This window comes from Prosthecobacter debontii (assembly GCF_900167535.1).
GTDB classification, from domain to species: Bacteria; Verrucomicrobiota; Verrucomicrobiia; order Verrucomicrobiales; family Verrucomicrobiaceae; genus Prosthecobacter; species Prosthecobacter debontii.
In genome coordinates this window covers 108062-125569 of the sequence record NZ_FUYE01000019.1, presented here as the reverse complement: position 1 = coordinate 125569, position 17508 = coordinate 108062, and the positions used below count along the sequence as shown (strand labels likewise).

The window sequence follows — 17508 nt, the reverse complement described above, 5'->3', positions numbered from 1 at the left end:
GTTTCGAGCCTCTCTCCAACGAGAGCACCGCTCTGAACATTGAAGAAGCCATCCGCCTGAACGCCAGCATCCTGGCCGTGCAGGTCTTCATCGGCAGCGCTTACGAGCGCCAGAGCCTGAAGAACATGACCGACCTTGTGGACGCCGCCAGCCGTTACGGCATCGGCGTCATGGGTGTGGTCGCTGTGGGTCGTGCGATGGCACGTAACGCGCAGTATTTCCGTCTGGCCACCCGCATCATGGCGGAGCTGGGAGCCAACGTGGTGAAGTGCTACTACACGGACGAAGGTTTTGAGACGATCACTTCCTGCTGCCCGGTGCCGATCGTGATCGCCGGCGGTAAGAAGCTGCCTGAGCTGGACGCGCTGAAGATGAGCTACAACGCCATCCAGCAGGGTGCCAGCGGGGTGGACATGGGCCGTAACATCTTCCAGAGCGATGCACCGATCAGCATGATGCAGGCGGTGCAGGGCGTGGTGCATGGAGGCTTGACCCCTGAGCAGGCCTATGAGAAATACAACGATCTCAAAGCCCAAGGCACTAAGTAATCTCCGACCATGGAACTGAATCCCAACCAAGTCCGGCTCATGATGCTGCAGGTGGCTGACGCCATCATCGTGGCAGAACCCAAACTCTCTCAGGCAGATCGCGATCTCGGTGATGGCGATCACGGCCTAGGCATGAAGCGGGGCATGGAAGCTGTGAAAGCCCAGCTCGAACCGATGGAACCTGCCTCACCTGAGCAGGTTCTGGTCGCAACGGGAACGGCCATGATGACCAGCATGGGTGGTGCCTCTGGCGCCATCTTTGGCACCGTCTATCGCGCGGGTGGCAAGGCACTCGCAGGCCGGGCAACGCTTGATTCCGAAGGTCTGGCTCTTTTCCTCCAAGCAGCGCTGGAAGGCGTGATGAAGCGTGGTGGTGCCAAGCCTGGCGACAAGACCATGATTGATGCCCTGGCTCCTGCCGCTGAGAAAGCCAAGGAAGTCACGGGTCAGCCTGTGGCGGATGCCTTGGCTGCCGCAGCCGATGCTGCCGAAGCGGGTAAAGAAGCCAGCAAAGACATGATCGCCCAATTTGGCCGCGCCAAGACTCTGGGTGAAGCCTGTCTCGGTTTCCCCGATGCCGGAGCTCTCTCCGTGACCATCATGCTGCAAACCATGGCCGCTTTTGCCAAGGCTGCTTAACCAAGCACCCGAACCCTCATTGAAAACGTGGAGCTGGGAAACTGGCTCCACGTTTTTTGTTAGCTGTTGAAGGTTAAATGATTTTTAGATGCGGGATACGATCTCGTAGCATCTGGAGGCCTTCTGAATTGACTGCCAAAACGTCTTCCCAGAGCTTGGCTGTCGTATCAAATGTGCCGCTATCATGTCGATAGACTCCAAGAGTATAACCTTGTTTGGTGAGGAAAGTGACGATCTGTTCGGGAGCGATACCATACCTGTCACTACTCCCGTTCAATTCGAATAAAATGACGGGAAACAGTCCTTCTGAAAGAAAGCCAGAGGCCCCTTCCAATGCGGCTAACTCGAATCCTTCGACGTCGAGCTTCATGAGAGAATACTTTCGTCGAGGAAGAAATGTGTCGAGCTTCTTGATATCGACCATTTCCATTTTCGGTGAATCCGTCGCTTGCTGCAACGCGATGTGTGCGACTGCATCCCCAATATTGAACGAGACCGTCTTTTCTTCATTGCCAACGGCATATGGAAACACCTCGGCTTTGATATGATTGAGTTGAAGATGTTCCATCAAACGTTCTCTTTGCACGCGGCCGGGCTCCACGCACACGATCAGGCCATCCTTCACATGACGCGATGCGAGTATGGTGAACAGTCCGACGTTGGCACCGACATCTAAGAAAGAGTCTTCTGGACGTAGAAACGTGTCGATCAATTTGAGCGAATCATACTCCGACCACTCGCTAAATAGCATCAACGAATTGGCAACGAAGCCGTCCTTATAAAATATGAACTGGCGATCACCGAAAATGGGGCGGATTATTTTTTGATCGCTCCATCTTTTGCTGATAAACCATTTTACCGAGCGCACGACAGCACTTGTTCGTGCCTGTCTGTTTCCTGGTGAGGTCCATACTTTATGGAGTTGTTTGAGATGGTTTAACATGACTGATTTGTTTCAAAGTGGGTAACGTATTTCATCCGCCCCAGCTTGGGCCCCGCTTTTGGAAGCTTGGAAAATGACATACCTCATGGCTCCTGTGCGATAGGCGAGCCATAAGCGCAGCATGGTGAGGCCAAAGATGCGATTGTCATGTTTGGGGTCTAACAAAAAGCGCAGGTAAGAGGGGCGGGTGATCACACCCCGGATGAAACGCCAGGCACAGATGGGCCAAGTGCGCATCACCTGCAGGCTGACATCATCACTGGACTCGACCGAGAGTCCTGCCGCCGTCATCCACCTGACGAGGTCCGTAGCCGTGCCCAGGCTCGGCATGCGTCCCTCTCGACAGATCGGCTCCAAGAGATGGCGATCCTCCCAGGGGGTGGGTTGCTCGGCCGCCAGCCAAGCACAAACAACGAGTCGGCCTCCTGGTTTCAAGACACGTGCAGCTTCACTGAACACACGTGCTTTATCCTGCATGTGTTCGGTGCTCTCCACCGCAATCACCGCATCGAAAGATGCGTCGGGAAGGTTGTTGTGCTGCCAGTCTCGCAAAAGAAACTCCACGGGCAAACCTGGCTCGGTCGCTTGCTGAGCATAACGCAGTTGAGCTGGCGAAATCGTCAGTCCCGTCACCTTCACCTGCTGCTCACGTGCGATGATCCGAGAAGTTTGACCATAGCCACAGCCCACATCACAGAGATGCATGCCCGCCTTCAATCGTGCTCGTGTCACGACTGCATCCATCAGGTTACGGGTCGCCTGATCCGAGGATTCCTTGCCCGTGATCCACAAACCATGATGCACATGATCACCCCAGATCTCCCGATAAAACCGGTCTAACTGATCATAGTGTCCCGCCACCTCAGTGGGAGTTGCAGGTAGAGTGGACTCGATCATGGTGAAGTCGATATGCCGCACGCAGCCTGAGTTGGCAATTTGGAGAGGTATGACGGGGAACCGAATTATTTATCTTACGGGGCTTGAAAGCACCAATCTAGCTAAAGCATACCTGACAATGAATAGCCTTGTGAAGCGTATCCACTGTCAGGTGGACAAAAATAATGTTACCTGCCCAGAAACACCGTGCCTAGCGGAGGGAGGTCGATGACGACGCTCCAGGGCTGGCCTTGCCATTCTTCGTCGGAGGTGGTGAGGGGCAGGGGATTGATCATGCCGCTGCCTGCGTAGCCGGGGGCATCGGTATTGAGGAGTTCACGGTAGGTGCCGGCTTCACTGACGCCGACGCGGTAGTTTTTCCGGGGAACGGGTGTGGCATTGACGATGCAATAGACGCGGTCGCCATCCGGGGCGATGCGGACGAACGCGAAGATGCTGTTTTCACCGTCATTGGCGTCCAGCCATTGGAAGCCGCTGCTTTCATGATCGGCTGTGGCTAGGGCCGGGCGGGTGGTGTAGAGCCAGTTGAGATCGCAGAGGAGCTTTTGCAGCGCGGCGTGCTCCTCTCCCATGTAGAGGTGCCAGTCCAGACTGCGTTCGTGGCTCCACTCCTGCCATTGGCCAAACTCGGCCCCCATGAACAGGAGTTTCTTGCCGGGATGAGCCCACATCCAGCCGTAGAACATGCGTAGGTTGGCAAACTTTTGCCAGCGGTCACCCGGCATCTTGTTGATGAGGCTGCCTTTACCATGAACAACTTCATCGTGGCTGAGCACGAGGATGAAGTTTTCATCGTAGGCATACAGCATGGAGAAGGTGGCCTCGCCATGGTGATATTTGCGGTGGATGGGATCCTCCTCCATGTAGCGGAGAGTGTCGTTCATCCAGCCCATGTTCCATTTGAAGCCAAAGCCGAGGCCGCCAGTATCGGTAGGTTTGGAAACTCCGGGCCAAGCCGTGCTTTCCTCGGCGATGATGGTGGCTCCAGGATGTTTCTCATAGCAGATGCGGTTGAGATCCCGCATGAAGTCGATGGCCTCGAGATTCTCGCGACCACCGTATTTGTTAGGCACCCAGGCCCAGGGCTTGCGGGAGTAGTCCAGGTAAAGCATGGACGCCACGGCATCCACACGCAGACCATCGATGTGATACTGCTCCAGCCAGAAGAGAGCGTTGGCGACGAGGAAGTTTTTTACCTCCGAGCGGCCATAGTTAAAGATCAGGGTGCCCCAGTCCTGGTGCTCACCCTGGCGGGGGTCGGCATGTTCATAAAGAGCCGTGCCATCGAATTTGGCGAGACCGTGAGCGTCTTTCGGGAAGTGTCCTGGCACCCAATCCAAAATGACGCCAATGCCTGCCTGGTGGCAACGATCCACGAATTGGCGGAACTCATCGGGATTTCCAAAACGGCTGGTGGGGGCAAAGTAACCGGTAACCTGATAACCCCAGGAACCATCGAAGGGATGCTCTGCCACGGGCATCAGCTCGATGTGCGTGAAGTTCATGCTCTTCACATACGGGATGAGATCATCCGCCAACTCCAGGTAGGACTTGGAGCGGTTGCCCTGCTCAGGGATGCGTTTCCAGGAGCCGAGGTGCACCTCGTAGATGCTCATGGGGGTGTGATAGAGGTCCTGACGGGCACGTTTCTCCATCCACTCCTGGTCACTCCAGGTGTAGCGATTCAGGTCAAAGACCATGCTGGCGGTCTTCTCGCTGTGCTGACTGTAGAAGGCGAAAGGATCGCTCTTGATGGTGAGGTAACCTTCGGGCGTGACGACTTCGAACTTGTAATGCGTCTCCTCTTTGATGCCGGGCATGAAGATCTCCCACACTCCGGCCTCGATGCGCAGGCGCATGGGGTTGAGGCGGCCATCCCAGTTGTTGAAGTCACCGATCACGGATACCCGCTGGGCATTCGGCGCCCACACGGAAAAACGCACGCCAGAGACACCATCGATGGTGCAGAGGCTAGCTCCCAAGGATTCCCACAGGCGCTGGTGGGTGCCTTCGCGGAAATAATACAGATCGTGCTCGCCGACAAGATGGCCAAAAGAGTAAGGGTCCGCTGTGCGGATGGCCTGACCGTCATACGTGGCTAACTCCAGATCATAAGGCTTGTGGGCGGCCTCTGCGGGCAGCTCCACCTGATAAAAGCCATGATGATGCACCCGCTGCATGGGCCAGGCCCCGGAGCCATCCCGAGCTAAGACGGTGACGGCGTGGGCGCTGGGCTGGAAGGTGCGCACGATGGCGCGTCCGTCCTCCTGGGGATGCCGACCTAGAAAGCCGAACGGATTACCGTGTCGGGCTTCGAGAATGGCGAGAATGTCGGCTGAAGGACTGGTTGGGTCGGTCATGTGGACTGGTTAGCGGTGGCGAGCATCGGCTCAAGATGTTCCTGACAGATTTTGACCATTTCGTGTCGGTGCCATAGGTGGCGCCGGGGCTGAGACACGAAGGACGTTTGATGCCATTGCACGATCTGTGCCGATATCTCTTCGGGTTTTGACTGATTTGTGAAATACTGCCCTTTTTCACCTAGCACTTCCCAATGCACGGGTAAATCAGAGCAAAAGATGGTTAGTCGATGCAGCGCTGCTTCCAGCAAGGGCAGGCCAAAGCCTTCACCGGTGCTGGGAAAAAAGAGAGCGTCTGCCATGGTATAGAGACCGCGCACTTCGTCATCGGATAAGGCGCCGTCTTCTCCCAGGAAAAGCACATGGGATGCCAGATTCAGTTCCTGTGTCAGAGAGCACAGTTCCTGATGATAGAGTCGGCCATCCGCCTGATGAGGATCTGGGGCACCGGTGATGGCGTAGAGCACGTCGCAACCGGCATCGCGCAAGGCGGCGGTGACGCGCAGGCCGAGCTCGATGTTCTTTCTCCGCAGCAGGCGGGTGGGGTGCAGTAACACCAGCTCGCGCGCCCACAATTGCAACGCTGCGATCCGCTGGGGGATTCCCAGCACAGCGGCGAAGTCCAGGCCATTCGGCACCACGCGCACGGCTTCAGGGGGTAGGCCGGTGGCGGTAATATAATCTTGCCGACGCACCTCGGAGACGGCCACATTCAGGGCGTTGGGCACGGGTTGAGAGAGCTGCACATAGGAGGCCTCTTGCCAGGGCAGGTGGGCGTAGTGAGGATTGATCGAGGCCACGTCATGCACCCAGTTGATCCAGCGCACATCGGGTTGAGCAACTGCGAGGTCACGGAGTTCCTGAGTCCAGGCCAGATCGAAGGGCATGGTGAAGACATTGTGCACGATCACGGCTTCATAACTGGTCAGCGGCTGCCAAGTGGCTCGTGTGAGGATGCTCACTTCATGGCCCAGTGCCTGGAGTGCCAAGGCCTGATCCCTGATTATACGCTCCACGCCACCGATGACAGGTGGCTGGGTGTAGTGAATCAGGGCGATGCGCATGGGCGGGGGAGGCGTCGAAGTGCGAGAAGATGAAAAGATCGCACTGCGAGGCAAGGGAGTTCATAGGATCGGATATCCTAGCTCAGGTGGACTTGCGATAAGGTGACAAGACCGTTAAAAAGGAGATTTGTCGCCTGAATGTTGTCTCCTGCCGTCACTGAAGCTGCCTCCCGCCTGTGTCTCGCCTGCGGCATGTGCTGCAATGGGGTGCTGTTTCACATCGTCCGACTGCAACCGACCGACTCGGTCAAGGCTCTGGAAAAGATGGGCATGAAGCTCAGTCGGAAGAAAACGGAGCCTTATTTCAACCAGCCCTGCCGGTTCCTCCAAGGCTGCACCTGCCAGGTCTATGAACACAGGCCGACGCGCTGCCGACTGTTCGAGTGCCAGCAGATCCACGGCCTCGCCGCCGGGCAGATTACAGAGGCGGAGGCCCTCATCGTCATCCGGCAGACTCAGGAGGCGGTGGCACGCGTGGAGAGGTTGCTGAGCGAGCGGGGAAACACCGCTACGGAGCGGCCTCTGATGGAGCGTTTCCGTGAAACCCGCCAGGAGTCTGGCGAGCCGGACCTTCCCCTGGTGGAGGAAATGCAGCGCGTGAATGAACTGCTCAATCAGCATTTCCGCACCACCCCGATCCCCTGGTGGGACTCGTGAAGGCACTGGACAGTCGCTCTAATTGATCCACCTGTTCTCTATGCACGCAGCCGGTCCCAAAAACCCCCTCCATGGCATCACTCTCGAAATGATGGTGACGCAGCTCCAGGCTCATTATGGCTGGGAGATGTTGGGGCGGATGATCAAGATCAACTGCTTTAACTGGCAGCCGAGCGTCAAATCCAGTCTCACCTTCCTGCGCAAGACGCCCTGGGCCAGGCAAAAGGTGGAGGAACTGTATCTCGACTCGCTGGCCGATATCAAAGCGGGCAACTCTCCCCTGAATATTCCCGAGGATACCGCATTGGAGCCCGAAGAGCCGCAGAGCGAGGATCGGTAAGGTTGGTGGTTGGGTAAGTAACCGTGTCGGCAAAGAACCGGCCCCGAGAGGAGCGCGGTCACTGCCGACTGCCATTCTTCAAATTGAGGGAAATCCGCGTCGATAAAAGTGCGGAGAACAGTCTCCGCGCTCCACCCCAGAGGTTCACTTCCCGAAGTGCCGTTTGGCAAAGCGCAGATACTGCTCCCAGTCATAGCTGGTGACGTCGTGCTTCCCGGTGCGGATGTGATAGGCGATGCTATCACCCAGGGGATGATCGATGGCGGGCTGCTCTTTCACCCCATAGCCTTTTTTACCAAAGAGGGCATACACGGGCTCGGCATTCAGTCCAGAGAGGAACTCGCCCTTGGGGTCAGCCCACTGATCTTCCACGGCGCTGGCGATGTAAACCGGGCGTGGGGCCTGAAGGGCGATGAGCATGTGTTTATCAATCGGGCAGGCGGCTTCGTTGTTGGCGTAGCTGGAGTAGGTTTTGGTGAACCAATGAGGGAAAGATTTGGTGATGATGGCTGTGGTTTCACCGAAGTTACGGCGCATGATCGCAGCACCTCCTTCACCGGAGTTGTTGGAGATGACGACGCTGAAGCGCGGATCCTGAGCTCCGGTCCAAAGGGAGGTTTTGCCCAGTCGTGAATGGCCGATGACAGCCAGCTTTTGCGCATCAATGTCGGGATCTGTTTCTAGGTAATCGGCGATGCGGCTCAGGCCCCAGGACCATGCGCCGATGGCTCCCCAATCGCCGTTTTTCCATTCAGTGTTTGCTCCGTCCTTGCTGAGTGCGGCACGCAGGCCCTCCTTCCAGCCATCGGCATGATCGGGCTCCACATCGCCGTAGTAATACGTGGCCACGGCAAAACCTTGACCGAGGATCATCTCCAGCGGCCAGCGGCTGCTTTCGTTGCCTCGACTCGCTTCCGTGGCGCGATTATCCACGATGCCCTTCTCTTTGCTTGGGCGCATCCAACGGGTGGAAAGGGGCACGTCGGGCTCAGTGCTGACGGCGTGATTGCCCCCGAAGCTGGGACCGACAAAACACGGCACCGGACCTGAGACGTTGTTGGGTTGATAAATCATCACGTCCATACCCGCCCAGTTCGGATGTTCCGGCAGGGAGATGTGAATGAGCTTGCGAGTGGCTTTGCCACCCAGAGCATCCTTTTTCACCTCTTTGGTCTCAAAGCTCACCTTACCCCAGTTGCCTGGAGTGCGGCCAAAGACATGCTCTTGGAATAACGCGAGCACCTCGGGACGACGAACGTTGGTCCAATCCTCGGCTGAGTTGATCTCAGTGCCTTCACGCGTAACTAAAAGTTTAGGTAGTTCGTAAGGGACGATCTTGGATTCGTCGTAATTGGCAGTCTTCTGCTGGGCCTCAGCCCAGTCTTCACCGGAGAGCATCATGAGAGAAAAAAGAGGCAGGAAAAGGGTGCTTTTGCGCATGAGAGAAGCCGCGAAGGTTGGTCAGTTTTTGCGGCAGGAGACAATCGTCTTGAAACCACCATTTCTCGCAACTGATCCGTGAAGGCTGCTAGGTAAGCTGAGGGTATCTTTACTTCAGGGAACCAAATGTCGTTCTCGACATGTGAGAGCCGAATTGATAGAACCGAGGCATGGCTGAGGACCCAACCGAACTGGATAACCTGCCCCCGCAGGATGAGCAGGCTTCTGAGACGGAGTCACCTTTAGAAATGGCAAAAGATGCTCAAATCAGCCGCATGGCTGGATGCGCCAAGCTCGGCGGGTGTTTACTGAAAATCATGCTGGTTCTGGCCTTACTCGTGTGGGCACAGCGGTGTATCCAGACTCGACGTGAGGGGGGGAGTGTTAATGTGAAATGCAAAACGACGATGCAGGATATCATGATCGCCACGGGTCATTTTCACACGGAATACAAACGATTTCCTTTGCCGATGCCCGTGGATGAGAAGGTGGATACGACCCTGCGCTCACGAGGGGTGTGGGTAGCAGCCCTATTGGGACTGGAAGACTCGTTGAATCCTCGGAAGATCAAATTTGTGGATCTTCCTGAAGCCCGCGATGGCAAGCGGGGGCTACTCAAGGAAGGCACTGAGCAGGTATTGGTCGATCCCTGGGGGGAACCCTATCATGTGATCATGGATACGAATGCAGACAACAGCATCGCTAATCCTGAAGATGCCACGAAGGTTCTCGACGGGAAGATTTTCAGCTACTCTTCCGGCCCGGATCGCGATCCGAAGACCTGGGAAGATAATGTGTGCAGTTGGCGGTGAGTGCTTTGAGAGGAGCGCAGAGATTCGCTTCGCGGCTATGCAGTTTCTGCGCTTCCTTCAAATGGTGACGTAGCCGCGCCGATAGAAGATGCGGACAAGAGTGACCGCGCTCTTCTCGGGCTTTCAGTATCGACAGGCTAAGCCGTCGCCGCTTCCGCCGCAAACTTGCCGACGATTTCCATGGTGGCGCGTTGGCGTTCGTGGACCACGGCTTGACCTTTCAAGGCTTTGGCTTTGGCGGCGGCTGGATCTTTGGCCATGGCGACCACGGCGGGGACGATGTCGGGGATCTCGGATTCTTCATCAAGGTTGAAGAGCCATTCACTCAGCCCGATATCGCGCCACATGTAGCCCTTGCTGGTTTGCTCCGTCCAACGGCAAACGATGGCAGGGATGCCATTGCCGATGCACATGATCGGGCTGTGCATCTCCGCGCCGAAGAGTCCGGCGCTGCGCACGTAGGTGCTCAGAGCTTCGCCGGTTAGCCAATAGTTGGGACGCCAGACCACGCGGGCTTTCACGTCTTCAGGCAGCTTGTCGTAGAAATTGTCTTTGTTCACCTCCATTTGGCTGGAGTCCTCTGGGCAGAGCAGCACCTTCATATCGGTTTGTTTCACCACCTCAATGATGGCCTGACGCAGCGGCCCGAGGTCGTGCTCCTTCATTTCGTCATTCCGCTTTTGTTTGACGGGATCAAACTTCACGCCGGGCTTCATCTTCCAATATGGCGTGAAGCGCAGACGGCCGATGCAGCAGAGGAATTTGCCTTCTTCCAAGCCATGCTCCTTGAGGAAAGCGGTGGCTTTTTCATCATCACGCAGATCGGTAGCAAAGGCCCCATCGGGACCGAATTCCATGATTGGGCAAGTGCAGCCGAGCTTCTTCACCAACTCCATGGAAACGCTGTCGCGGAAGAAGACGAACTTGGATCCATTGAGAACGTTGATCGTCTTGGCGATCGCGCTCTCCGAAGAAGGCTTGGTGGAGGTGGAGCCTTGCGCGGCGACGGTGATGCCATAGACGCCGTAGGGTTTGCCGGTGGCTTCGTGCCACTTCACCACATCATTCTGGGCGACCAGGGAAGGGCCGGAGCCATGGAGAAGGAAATCGCATTCTTCGAAGGCTTGTTTCAGCTCTTCTCGCTTCAGGATGATGAGTTTGGGGAAACGCTTCATCAGCATCTCATCCACGCCGTTGTCCACTTTGCTCGGCCAGAGGCGCACTTCCACGTGGGGAAGATGCTTTTCTAACAACGCCAGCACACCGGGGGTGTGGGCGATGTCACCGATGTTCACGGTCTGCCACGAGGAACGCAGAATGATGCGCGGTGCGCGACCCGTTTGTGCGGCGATGGGCGAAAGAGCAGCCGCAAGAGCGGTGGTGAGAAAATGACGGCGATTCATAGGCTGGGGCTCAAGTCTCCCGCAGGGTCGGGAGGGGGACAAGGAGTTTTAAAAGCCTGGGCAGGACATAAAGACGCGGCTAAGCCGAGCTTGTTGCAATCCAAAATGAGGTTAGCGTATCAGTTATGCAGGAGACTTATCAGACCACCGCTCAGGTCAGTCCAGGCGGTGTGGTAAAACTCGATCATGTGCCATTCCCCGAAGGATGGATGGTGAATGTGAGCATAGTGCCGACGGAGCCCAAGCCACTGCGTGCGGCTTTTCCGTTTGGCTTGCATGCAGGCATGATCACCATGTCGGATGACTTTAACGAGCCTCTGCCAGATTCATTTTGGCTTGGGGAGGAAAATGATGAACCTGCTGCTTGATACGCAAATTTTTATCTGGGCTGACCAGGATAAGGGAAAACTGAGTGCTGCGGTGCAGTCGGCTATGGAAGATCGTTCCAATCTTCTTTTTATAAGCACTGCCAGCATTTGTGAAATGCAGATCAAGGTTCAACTCGGGAAGCTTAGCATTCGAAAACCACTAGCTGATTTGATCGAAGAATATGTGAGTCGAGATGTGTTGCGGGTCGTTCCTGTTTATCCTGAGCACACTTACGCTCTTCAGCAGCTTCCTCCTCTGCATCGGGATCCCTTTGACAGGCTCATTGTAGCCACGGCGCTTGTCGAGCACTCCACAATTTTATCAGTGGATGAGTTCGTGAAACAATACGCGGTGCCTGTCATTGGGTAACTTGGCGCAAAAAACATTAAGCCATCCCGGGCACCTTCTTCCCCGCCTTTTTTGCCGTGGTGATGAAGGCTTCCTGGAGATACATGGGCTCCAGAGGCGCGGCGGCGAGGGTTTCTACCTCGGGCTCAGGTAGAGCGGTCACGATGCGGGCGAGTTGAGCAGCATCGGGTTCGCAAAGAGTGATGCCGGGGAGATTCAGCGGCACTTTGGCATCGAAGGAAAACCAAGGCACGTTGGGTTGAGCTTCGACTCTCGATTGCGCTGTGGCCGCATCGATGATCTCAATCGGGCCTAACCGATGTTGCTGAACGTGAGTGACGTAATACATGCCGCGTCGGGCATCGCCAAGGATGGGGTAATCACTGTCGGGAGCGGTGGTGAGGCTGGACCAACCTAGAACCGGCCAACCACGGGAAAGGGCCACGCCTTGGGCCGCCGCGATGGCAATGCGCACGCCGGTGTAGGAGCCGGGACCGGTGCCGACAGCAATGAGCGCGGGACCGTTACCGACCGCCTCCAGCGCCTGACCGAGTGGGGCAAAGACCTGGGCATTGTGCGAGCGTTCGGCGGTGAATTGGGCCTCATACAGCAGGGCGTCGCCACGGAGCACGGCGATGACTCCACGCGGGGTGGAGAGATCAATGGCGAGGACGGTGCGGTGGGCGCTGGCGGAGAGATCGGTCATGCAGAGGCGGCGGGCTTTTCCATCACATGCCTTTCACCCGTGGGCAAGGACTCGAAGTGAAACCAGCGAGTGTGCTCGGGCAGGAGATCGGGAAAAAGATCCGCCCACTCGACGATGACGACACCGGGTTCATCCAGGAAATCATCCCAGCCGACGCTGAGTACCTGCTCGGGGGTGTCCATGCGATAAAAGTCGAAGTGGAAGATGGGCACCCGGCCATCCAGATACTCATGAACCAGCGTGAAGGTGGGGCTTGTGACGGCGGCGTTGGAACCCAATCCGGCGACGATGCCCTTGGTCGCCTGGGTTTTACCTGCGCCGAGATGACCGCAGAGCGCGATGACGCAGCCGGACTCCAAGTGAGCCGCCAGGGCGCGGCCCCAGTCGAAGGTGGCTTCAGGCGTGGGGAGGGTGGTCATGCAGAACGAAAATGCTGCCAGCCGCCGCTAGGCACAAGAGGAGCCTGGTCTTTTTCCACCAGTTTGCCGATGCGGGTCAGTTTCAGCTTCGGGAAGGCTTGCGCCCAGGCGGTGAGTTGTTTGGCCGTGGTCTTGGGGGAGAGCGCGATGAGGAGCTCATAGTCCTCGCCATCGCCCCAGGCCTGTTCTGGAGTGCAGCCGGGCGTGCGTGGTAGATCGGCGAGGTCCACCTGGAAACCGAGCCCGCTGGCCGATGCCAGACGTGGCAGGTCTTGGGCCAGCCCGTCGCTGATGTCCATCATGGCGCGTATGGGCAGATGTTCGGCCAGCCAATGAGCCTCGGCCATGCGCGGATGAAAGCGCAGATGCTTGCTTCGGATGGAGCCGCCCAGCTTGCCCGTGACATAGAGGTGATCGCCTGCCCGGGCTTGGCTGCGAGCGATCCACTTCGGACCCGTGACATGGCCACTCAGGCCGATGGTGAGGATGAGTTGCTGGCCCTTGGAGGTCTCACCGCCGACGATGCTGACGCCAAATTCGGTGGCCAGAGCTTGCAGCCCGGTATAGACATCGAGCACGCGTTTGACCGCAGTCTGCGGTGGAGCAATGAGCGTGACCAGGGCATGACGAGGAGTGGCGGCCATGGCGGCAAAGTCGCTGATGACGCGGGCCATGGCTTTCCTGCCCACAAGACGTCCTGGTGTCTCTGTGGTGAAGTGCACTCCCTCCACGACGGTGTCGGTTTTCAGGACCTGCGGGGTGCGTGCGCTGTGAACCACGGCGCAGTCATCGCCAGGGCCCGCCAGCACGCTTTCACCCTGCGGCAGTTTGCGGACGATCCGGCGGATCAATTCATCTTCACCGATGTCAGCCAGCGTCTGCATGGGCCATGTCTGGGAAAAGGATCATCAGTAAGATGCTGCCACCATTGAAGAGGCCATGCATCACCATGGACACCGCAAGGCTGCCAGTGAATTCATACGCGGCACAGAAAACCAGCGCCAGCACGGTGAGCGGCACCAGGCTACCGACGTGGAGATGCACGACGGCAAAGAGCAAAGCCGAGCAAAGCGCGGCAAACCAACTGTCCGTGAAGCGTTTGATCACGCCATAAATGAAACCCCGGAACATGGTTTCTTCGACAATGGGTGCCACGATGACGGCTGCGATCACCAGCATGCCTTTGGCCAGCGGGTCTTTGGAGTTACGAAATGCTTCCACGGAATCCTGGGAGCCCATGTTGGGCCAGAAGCCCTCCATCCACTGAGTGATGCCAGCGGAGGTGAGCATCACCAGAAGAAAGGTGGGAATCATGAAGATACCTGCACTGCTCACGATGCGTCGCAGGTTCAGCCGGTTCAGGCCGAAGAGTTCCAGCGGATTGAGATTCCTGACCGCACGCAGATAAAACAGCAACACCGCACAGATGAAGAGTTGGAAGAGAATGCTCAGGAACATGTTGGAGGCACTCAACTCGGCGGGAGTCGCAGAAGCATCCGGTGAGACAGGGGTGGCTTGTTGCAGCCCTCCCAACAGAAGGACGGAGATAGCCGCGACCACGAGGCCGTCGGTGATGATGAAGGGGTAGGCATCAACCTGCCCGCCGCTGTTCCAGCCCGCAGAGGGCCTTGTTTGGCGGATCCATTTGTAAGCCGCCACGCCGATCAGCAAGGCCAGCCAAACCAGGAGGGTAACATCACGCAGGATGCCGACAGTGGGAGCGTCCATGAGAGGGGGGAGAAAAGAGAAGGGGAAGATCAGTGCAGGTAAGCTCCCGGCAGATAATACATGAGGCCGGGTTGCAGCTTCGGCAGGGCACCACCGGTGATGTCGAGCTCGACCTTGGTTGGCGTCTGAGCTTTGCTTTGAGCCAAGCCGAGAGCGCGGAAGAAGCTGGGGTTGGACTGGTATTTCACCACCATGGCATCGGGGCAGGAACCCAATTCCTTAGCGGCAGCATACGCGTCTTCCAGATAACCGATCTGGTCCACCAGCTTGGCCTCCAGGGCCTGGCGTCCGGTCACCACGCGGCCATCGGCCACGGTGTTTCTCAGCACGTCTTTTGGCACTTTGCGGGCTTCAGAGACGATGCCGAGAAAGCGATCATACATCGTGTTCACCAGATTTTGCACATACACCTTTTCATCGTCACGCATGGGTCGTGCTCCGCTGAGGGTGTCCTTAAAGGCACCGCTGGTGAAGGTCTGTGACCCGAGGCCCACTTTGCCAAACAGTTCATGGTAGCTCATGGACTCCATGATGACGCCGATGCTGGCGGTGAGGGTGGTTTCGCTGGCGATCACTTTATTCGCTCCACAGGCCACATAGTAGCCGCCACTGGCGGCCACGGAGTCCATGTAAACGACCACGGGTTTTACCTCGGCGGCTTTTTTGACCGCGGCATAGATGATGTCGGAGGCAGTGACTTCACCCCCTGGGGAATTGATACGCAGGACGATGGCCTTGACGTTTTCATCGGCCACGGCTTGCTCCAGGCTGCGTTTCATCACTTCCACGCTGGGCAGCGCATTCTCCAGGAAACCTCCGACGCTCATGGAGGAGATCACGCCGTCCAGATCCAGGTGCACGATCTTGTCCATGACATCGGACTTGCCCTCGACCTCGATTTTCTCTGTGAGCTTTTCTTTAGGCAGGGGCATCCCTGCGATGTTCTCGCCAAACAGAGCGGCAAACTGAACGAGGTTCAGCCCGAGACTCAGACACAGGAACACGACCAGCGCGGCGATGAGACAACCAAAGACTGTTTTATTCATGGATCGAACCTAGGCGGCAGCCTGATCCGCGCAAGGAGCCGCTGTTTTTGTTTCAAAGCGACCTCAGGTGTGATGGAATGAAGACTGTATCGTGGGAAGTTACCGTAATCACGACTGCCGCAAAATCTGAAGAAGGGAATTCAAAGTCTGAATGAAGTTCTTTGCATCCTTACGTTGAATAGCCTCACAACCATGAACCGCCGTCGCTTTCTCCAATCCCTGGCCGCGCTGCCCACGGCTTCTGCCTGGGCCGCTGCCACCTCTTCACCTTGGAAGCTGAATTACATGCTGGCCTCCGCCATGTATGGCAATCTCTCGCTGACGGAAATTCTGCCTGAAGTGAAAAAGGGTGGTGCGACAGCCATCGAGCTGTGGCCGAAAAAGCACGGCACGCAGCGTGAGGAACTGGATGCCATCGGGCATGACAAGTTCGCCGAGATGCTGAAGGAACACGGAGTCGGTTTCGGTGGCACCACGCGTTACGATCTCGGGCCTTTTGGTCTGACGGAGGAGATTGCGGTGGTCAATAAACTGGGCGGCACCTTCATTGTCACGGGCGGCAGTGGGGACTACAAAGTCAGCCCTGAGCAGCTCAAGCTGAACGTGAAGGGGTTCGTGGAAAAGATGAAACCCCATGCCGCAGCCGCTGCGGAAAAAGGCGTGGAGATCGGCATCGAGAACCACATCAACAACCTCATCGATACGCCAGACTCCCTCTATTGGCTGGCCGATGAAATCCGCAACCTTCCTGGTATCGGCATCGCATTGGCTCCTTATCACCTGCCGCAGGATACCAAGCTGCTCTCGGATCTGATCCGCCACATCGATAAGAAGATGACGCTTTTTTATGCCTGGGAGCATGGCATGGGCTGCATGAAACCGATGCCCAAGGATGAAGAACTCCAGCAGATGCCCGGTCGTGGTAAGCTGGACTGGAAGCCGCTACTACAGGCGCTGAAGGACGTGAACTTCACCGGCCCTACGGAGGTCTTCATGCACCCTACACCACGCGGCATCCCCATCATGCCCACCCTAGCGGAAAGCACCGCCGAGATTGTGCGTGCCAAAGAGCACCTCGATAGCCTTATCTAGTCTCATTGAGGCAGGATTAACAAGATTTGAATCCTGTATTCCTGTCCCCAAAGCCTCCCTGTAAATTCTGAAAATCCTGCAATCCTGTCTAAAAATCTCCCCTTACTCCATATGCCAGAAGCCAAAGTCCTCGTCATTGTCGGTGATGCCACCGAAACCGTTGATACCCTCTATCCTTTCTTTCGTTTGATCGAAGGTGGTTACAAACCCGTCGTCGCAGCCCCTGAGAAGCGCAAATACCAGATGGTGCTGCACGAAATCAAACCCGGCTGGACCATCACCAAGGAGTGGGAAGGCTACAGCATCGATGCCGATATCGCCTTCAAGGACATCAATCCTGAGGAATACGTGGGCATCTTCTTCAGCGGCGGCCGCGCTCCTGAATACATCCGTGAGGATGAAGACCTGATCCGTATCACCAAGTGGTTCTGGGAAAACAAAAAGCCCTGCGCCAGCGTGTGCCACGGCGTGGAGATCCCCGCACGTGCGGACATCGTCAAAGGCCTGCGCATGGCCACCGTGGCCAAGTGCAAATTTGACCTCGAAATCTGCGGTGGCATTTACGTCAATGAACCGTGCGTCATTGATCAGCACATGTATTCCGGCCGCACCTACCACGACAGCGGTCACTTCATCGGTCCATGGATCAAGGCGCTGGACGCTGAGCGCGCGAAGATGGGGCTTTGATTGAAAGACC

General features: G+C 56.9%; 20 protein-coding genes. 9 read left to right on the top strand and 11 right to left on the bottom strand.

The features are described 5' to 3' along the window. Positions 1 to 548, top strand: a 548-nt coding sequence (locus tag B5D61_RS21740) for a beta/alpha barrel domain-containing protein (RefSeq protein ID WP_483878481.1), incomplete at its 5' end; no start/stop codon positions are given. A 9-nt stretch (positions 549 to 557) separates the two neighbouring features. Then, complete coding sequence (gene dhaL / locus B5D61_RS21735; protein ID WP_078815549.1) at positions 558 to 1187, top strand: dihydroxyacetone kinase subunit DhaL; 630 nt, start codon at positions 558 to 560, stop codon at positions 1185 to 1187. A gap of 73 nt (positions 1188 to 1260) precedes the next feature. On the opposite strand, the gene B5D61_RS21730 is transcribed toward dhaL, so the two are convergent. The 4 genes from B5D61_RS21730 to B5D61_RS21715 form a co-directional block, all read right to left on the bottom strand. After that, entirely contained in the window at positions 1261 to 2130 is an 870-nt protein-coding gene (locus B5D61_RS21730; RefSeq protein WP_078815548.1) for an FkbM family methyltransferase, read from the bottom strand. A 12-nt stretch (positions 2131 to 2142) separates the two neighbouring features. Beyond that, positions 2143 to 3027, bottom strand: a complete 885-nt coding sequence (locus B5D61_RS21725; RefSeq protein WP_078815547.1) for a class I SAM-dependent methyltransferase — start codon at positions 3025 to 3027, stop codon at positions 2143 to 2145. A 167-nt stretch (positions 3028 to 3194) separates the two neighbouring features. Then, a complete protein-coding gene (gene glgB / locus B5D61_RS21720; protein WP_078815546.1) occupies positions 3195 to 5387 on the bottom strand; it encodes a 1,4-alpha-glucan branching protein GlgB in 2193 nt (730 codons plus the stop codon). Continuing rightward, positions 5384 to 6451, bottom strand: coding sequence for a glycosyltransferase family 4 protein (locus tag B5D61_RS21715; RefSeq protein WP_078815545.1), 1068 nt, complete (start codon positions 6449 to 6451; stop codon positions 5384 to 5386). Before B5D61_RS21715 ends, glgB begins: the two co-directional genes overlap by 4 nt. A gap of 138 nt (positions 6452 to 6589) precedes the next feature. Here B5D61_RS21715 and B5D61_RS21710 point away from each other — a divergent pair, with 138 nt between their 5' ends. Next, on the top strand, positions 6590 to 7108 hold the full coding sequence (locus tag B5D61_RS21710) for a YkgJ family cysteine cluster protein (protein ID WP_078815544.1): 519 nt from the start codon (positions 6590 to 6592) through the stop codon (positions 7106 to 7108). Between the two features lie 40 nt (positions 7109 to 7148). Further along, complete coding sequence (locus tag B5D61_RS21705; protein WP_078815543.1) at positions 7149 to 7448, top strand: VF530 family protein; 300 nt, start codon at positions 7149 to 7151, stop codon at positions 7446 to 7448. A 144-nt stretch (positions 7449 to 7592) separates the two neighbouring features. Here the strand turns inward: B5D61_RS21705 and B5D61_RS21700 are convergent, their stop codons facing one another. After that, positions 7593 to 8888 carry an alpha/beta hydrolase family protein gene (locus B5D61_RS21700; protein WP_078815542.1) on the bottom strand — a complete coding sequence of 432 codons (1296 nt, stop codon included), beginning with the start codon at positions 8886 to 8888 and terminating at the stop codon, positions 7593 to 7595. Positions 8889 to 9058: 170 nt separating this feature from the next. Here B5D61_RS21700 and B5D61_RS21695 point away from each other — a divergent pair, with 170 nt between their 5' ends. Further along, entirely contained in the window at positions 9059 to 9700 is a 642-nt protein-coding gene (locus B5D61_RS21695) for a hypothetical protein (RefSeq protein WP_078815541.1), read from the top strand. 137 nt (positions 9701 to 9837) lie between these two features. On the opposite strand, the gene B5D61_RS21690 is transcribed toward B5D61_RS21695, so the two are convergent. Next, positions 9838 to 11103, bottom strand: a complete 1266-nt coding sequence (locus B5D61_RS21690) for a polysaccharide pyruvyl transferase family protein (RefSeq protein WP_078815540.1) — start codon at positions 11101 to 11103, stop codon at positions 9838 to 9840. A 125-nt stretch (positions 11104 to 11228) separates the two neighbouring features. On the opposite strand from B5D61_RS21690, the gene B5D61_RS21685 reads away from it, so the two are divergent. Together B5D61_RS21685 and B5D61_RS21680 are read left to right on the top strand one after the other, a co-directional pair. Then, complete coding sequence (locus tag B5D61_RS21685) at positions 11229 to 11471, top strand: hypothetical protein (RefSeq protein WP_078815539.1); 243 nt, start codon at positions 11229 to 11231, stop codon at positions 11469 to 11471. Continuing rightward, on the top strand, positions 11452 to 11841 hold the full coding sequence (locus B5D61_RS21680) for a type II toxin-antitoxin system VapC family toxin (protein ID WP_217699045.1): 390 nt from the start codon (positions 11452 to 11454) through the stop codon (positions 11839 to 11841). The genes B5D61_RS21685 and B5D61_RS21680 overlap by 20 nt, the downstream gene beginning before the upstream one ends. A gap of 16 nt (positions 11842 to 11857) precedes the next feature. Here the strand turns inward: B5D61_RS21680 and tsaB are convergent, their stop codons facing one another. From tsaB to sppA, 5 genes are read right to left on the bottom strand one after another with little or no spacing between them, the layout of a single operon-like run. Next, on the bottom strand, positions 11858 to 12526 hold the full coding sequence (gene tsaB / locus B5D61_RS21675; RefSeq protein WP_078815537.1) for a tRNA (adenosine(37)-N6)-threonylcarbamoyltransferase complex dimerization subunit type 1 TsaB: 669 nt from the start codon (positions 12524 to 12526) through the stop codon (positions 11858 to 11860). Next, positions 12523 to 12945 (bottom strand): tRNA (adenosine(37)-N6)-threonylcarbamoyltransferase complex ATPase subunit type 1 TsaE, encoded by a 423-nt coding sequence (tsaE, locus tag B5D61_RS21670; RefSeq protein WP_078815536.1) that lies wholly within the window; start codon positions 12943 to 12945, stop codon positions 12523 to 12525. The genes tsaB and tsaE overlap by 4 nt, the downstream gene beginning before the upstream one ends. Continuing rightward, complete coding sequence (gene thiL / locus B5D61_RS21665) at positions 12942 to 13829, bottom strand: thiamine-phosphate kinase (protein ID WP_078815535.1); 888 nt, start codon at positions 13827 to 13829, stop codon at positions 12942 to 12944. Before thiL ends, tsaE begins: the two co-directional genes overlap by 4 nt. Next, complete coding sequence (locus B5D61_RS21660; protein WP_078815534.1) at positions 13813 to 14673, bottom strand: CPBP family intramembrane glutamic endopeptidase; 861 nt, start codon at positions 14671 to 14673, stop codon at positions 13813 to 13815. Before B5D61_RS21660 ends, thiL begins: the two co-directional genes overlap by 17 nt. 29 nt (positions 14674 to 14702) lie before the next feature. After that, a complete protein-coding gene (sppA, locus tag B5D61_RS21655) occupies positions 14703 to 15719 on the bottom strand; it encodes a signal peptide peptidase SppA (RefSeq protein ID WP_078815533.1) in 1017 nt (338 codons plus the stop codon). Positions 15720 to 15911: 192 nt separating this feature from the next. Here sppA and B5D61_RS21650 point away from each other — a divergent pair, with 192 nt between their 5' ends. Next, a complete protein-coding gene (locus tag B5D61_RS21650; protein WP_078815532.1) occupies positions 15912 to 16811 on the top strand; it encodes a sugar phosphate isomerase/epimerase family protein in 900 nt (299 codons plus the stop codon). A gap of 111 nt (positions 16812 to 16922) precedes the next feature. Beyond that, positions 16923 to 17498 (top strand): DJ-1/PfpI family protein, encoded by a 576-nt coding sequence (locus B5D61_RS21645; protein ID WP_078815531.1) that lies wholly within the window; start codon positions 16923 to 16925, stop codon positions 17496 to 17498. The last annotated feature ends 10 nt before the right edge of the window (positions 17499 to 17508 follow it).

What these genes read in the sequence shown, in the direction of transcription:
- dhaL (WP_078815549.1), top strand. Translation starts at nt 558, where the DNA reads ATGGAACTGAATCCCAACCAAGTCCGGCTCATGATGCTGCAGGTGGCT.
- B5D61_RS21730 (WP_078815548.1), bottom strand. Translation starts at nt 2,130, where the DNA reads ATGTTAAACCATCTCAAACAACTCCATAAAGTATGGACCTCACCAGGA.
- B5D61_RS21725 (WP_078815547.1), bottom strand. Translation starts at nt 3,027, where the DNA reads ATGATCGAGTCCACTCTACCTGCAACTCCCACTGAGGTGGCGGGACAC.
- glgB (WP_078815546.1), bottom strand. Translation starts at nt 5,387, where the DNA reads ATGACCGACCCAACCAGTCCTTCAGCCGACATTCTCGCCATTCTCGAA.
- B5D61_RS21715 (WP_078815545.1), bottom strand. Translation starts at nt 6,451, where the DNA reads ATGCGCATCGCCCTGATTCACTACACCCAGCCACCTGTCATCGGTGGC.
- B5D61_RS21710 (WP_078815544.1), top strand. Translation starts at nt 6,590, where the DNA reads ATGTTGTCTCCTGCCGTCACTGAAGCTGCCTCCCGCCTGTGTCTCGCC.
- B5D61_RS21705 (WP_078815543.1), top strand. Translation starts at nt 7,149, where the DNA reads ATGCACGCAGCCGGTCCCAAAAACCCCCTCCATGGCATCACTCTCGAA.
- B5D61_RS21700 (WP_078815542.1), bottom strand. Translation starts at nt 8,888, where the DNA reads ATGCGCAAAAGCACCCTTTTCCTGCCTCTTTTTTCTCTCATGATGCTC.
- B5D61_RS21695 (WP_078815541.1), top strand. Translation starts at nt 9,059, where the DNA reads ATGGCTGAGGACCCAACCGAACTGGATAACCTGCCCCCGCAGGATGAG.
- B5D61_RS21690 (WP_078815540.1), bottom strand. Translation starts at nt 11,103, where the DNA reads ATGAATCGCCGTCATTTTCTCACCACCGCTCTTGCGGCTGCTCTTTCG.
- B5D61_RS21685 (WP_078815539.1), top strand. Translation starts at nt 11,229, where the DNA reads ATGCAGGAGACTTATCAGACCACCGCTCAGGTCAGTCCAGGCGGTGTG.
- B5D61_RS21680 (WP_217699045.1), top strand. Translation starts at nt 11,452, where the DNA reads ATGATGAACCTGCTGCTTGATACGCAAATTTTTATCTGGGCTGACCAG.
- tsaB (WP_078815537.1), bottom strand. Translation starts at nt 12,526, where the DNA reads ATGACCGATCTCTCCGCCAGCGCCCACCGCACCGTCCTCGCCATTGAT.
- tsaE (WP_078815536.1), bottom strand. Translation starts at nt 12,945, where the DNA reads ATGACCACCCTCCCCACGCCTGAAGCCACCTTCGACTGGGGCCGCGCC.
- thiL (WP_078815535.1), bottom strand. Translation starts at nt 13,829, where the DNA reads ATGCAGACGCTGGCTGACATCGGTGAAGATGAATTGATCCGCCGGATC.
- B5D61_RS21660 (WP_078815534.1), bottom strand. Translation starts at nt 14,673, where the DNA reads ATGGACGCTCCCACTGTCGGCATCCTGCGTGATGTTACCCTCCTGGTT.
- sppA (WP_078815533.1), bottom strand. Translation starts at nt 15,719, where the DNA reads ATGAATAAAACAGTCTTTGGTTGTCTCATCGCCGCGCTGGTCGTGTTC.
- B5D61_RS21650 (WP_078815532.1), top strand. Translation starts at nt 15,912, where the DNA reads ATGAACCGCCGTCGCTTTCTCCAATCCCTGGCCGCGCTGCCCACGGCT.
- B5D61_RS21645 (WP_078815531.1), top strand. Translation starts at nt 16,923, where the DNA reads ATGCCAGAAGCCAAAGTCCTCGTCATTGTCGGTGATGCCACCGAAACC.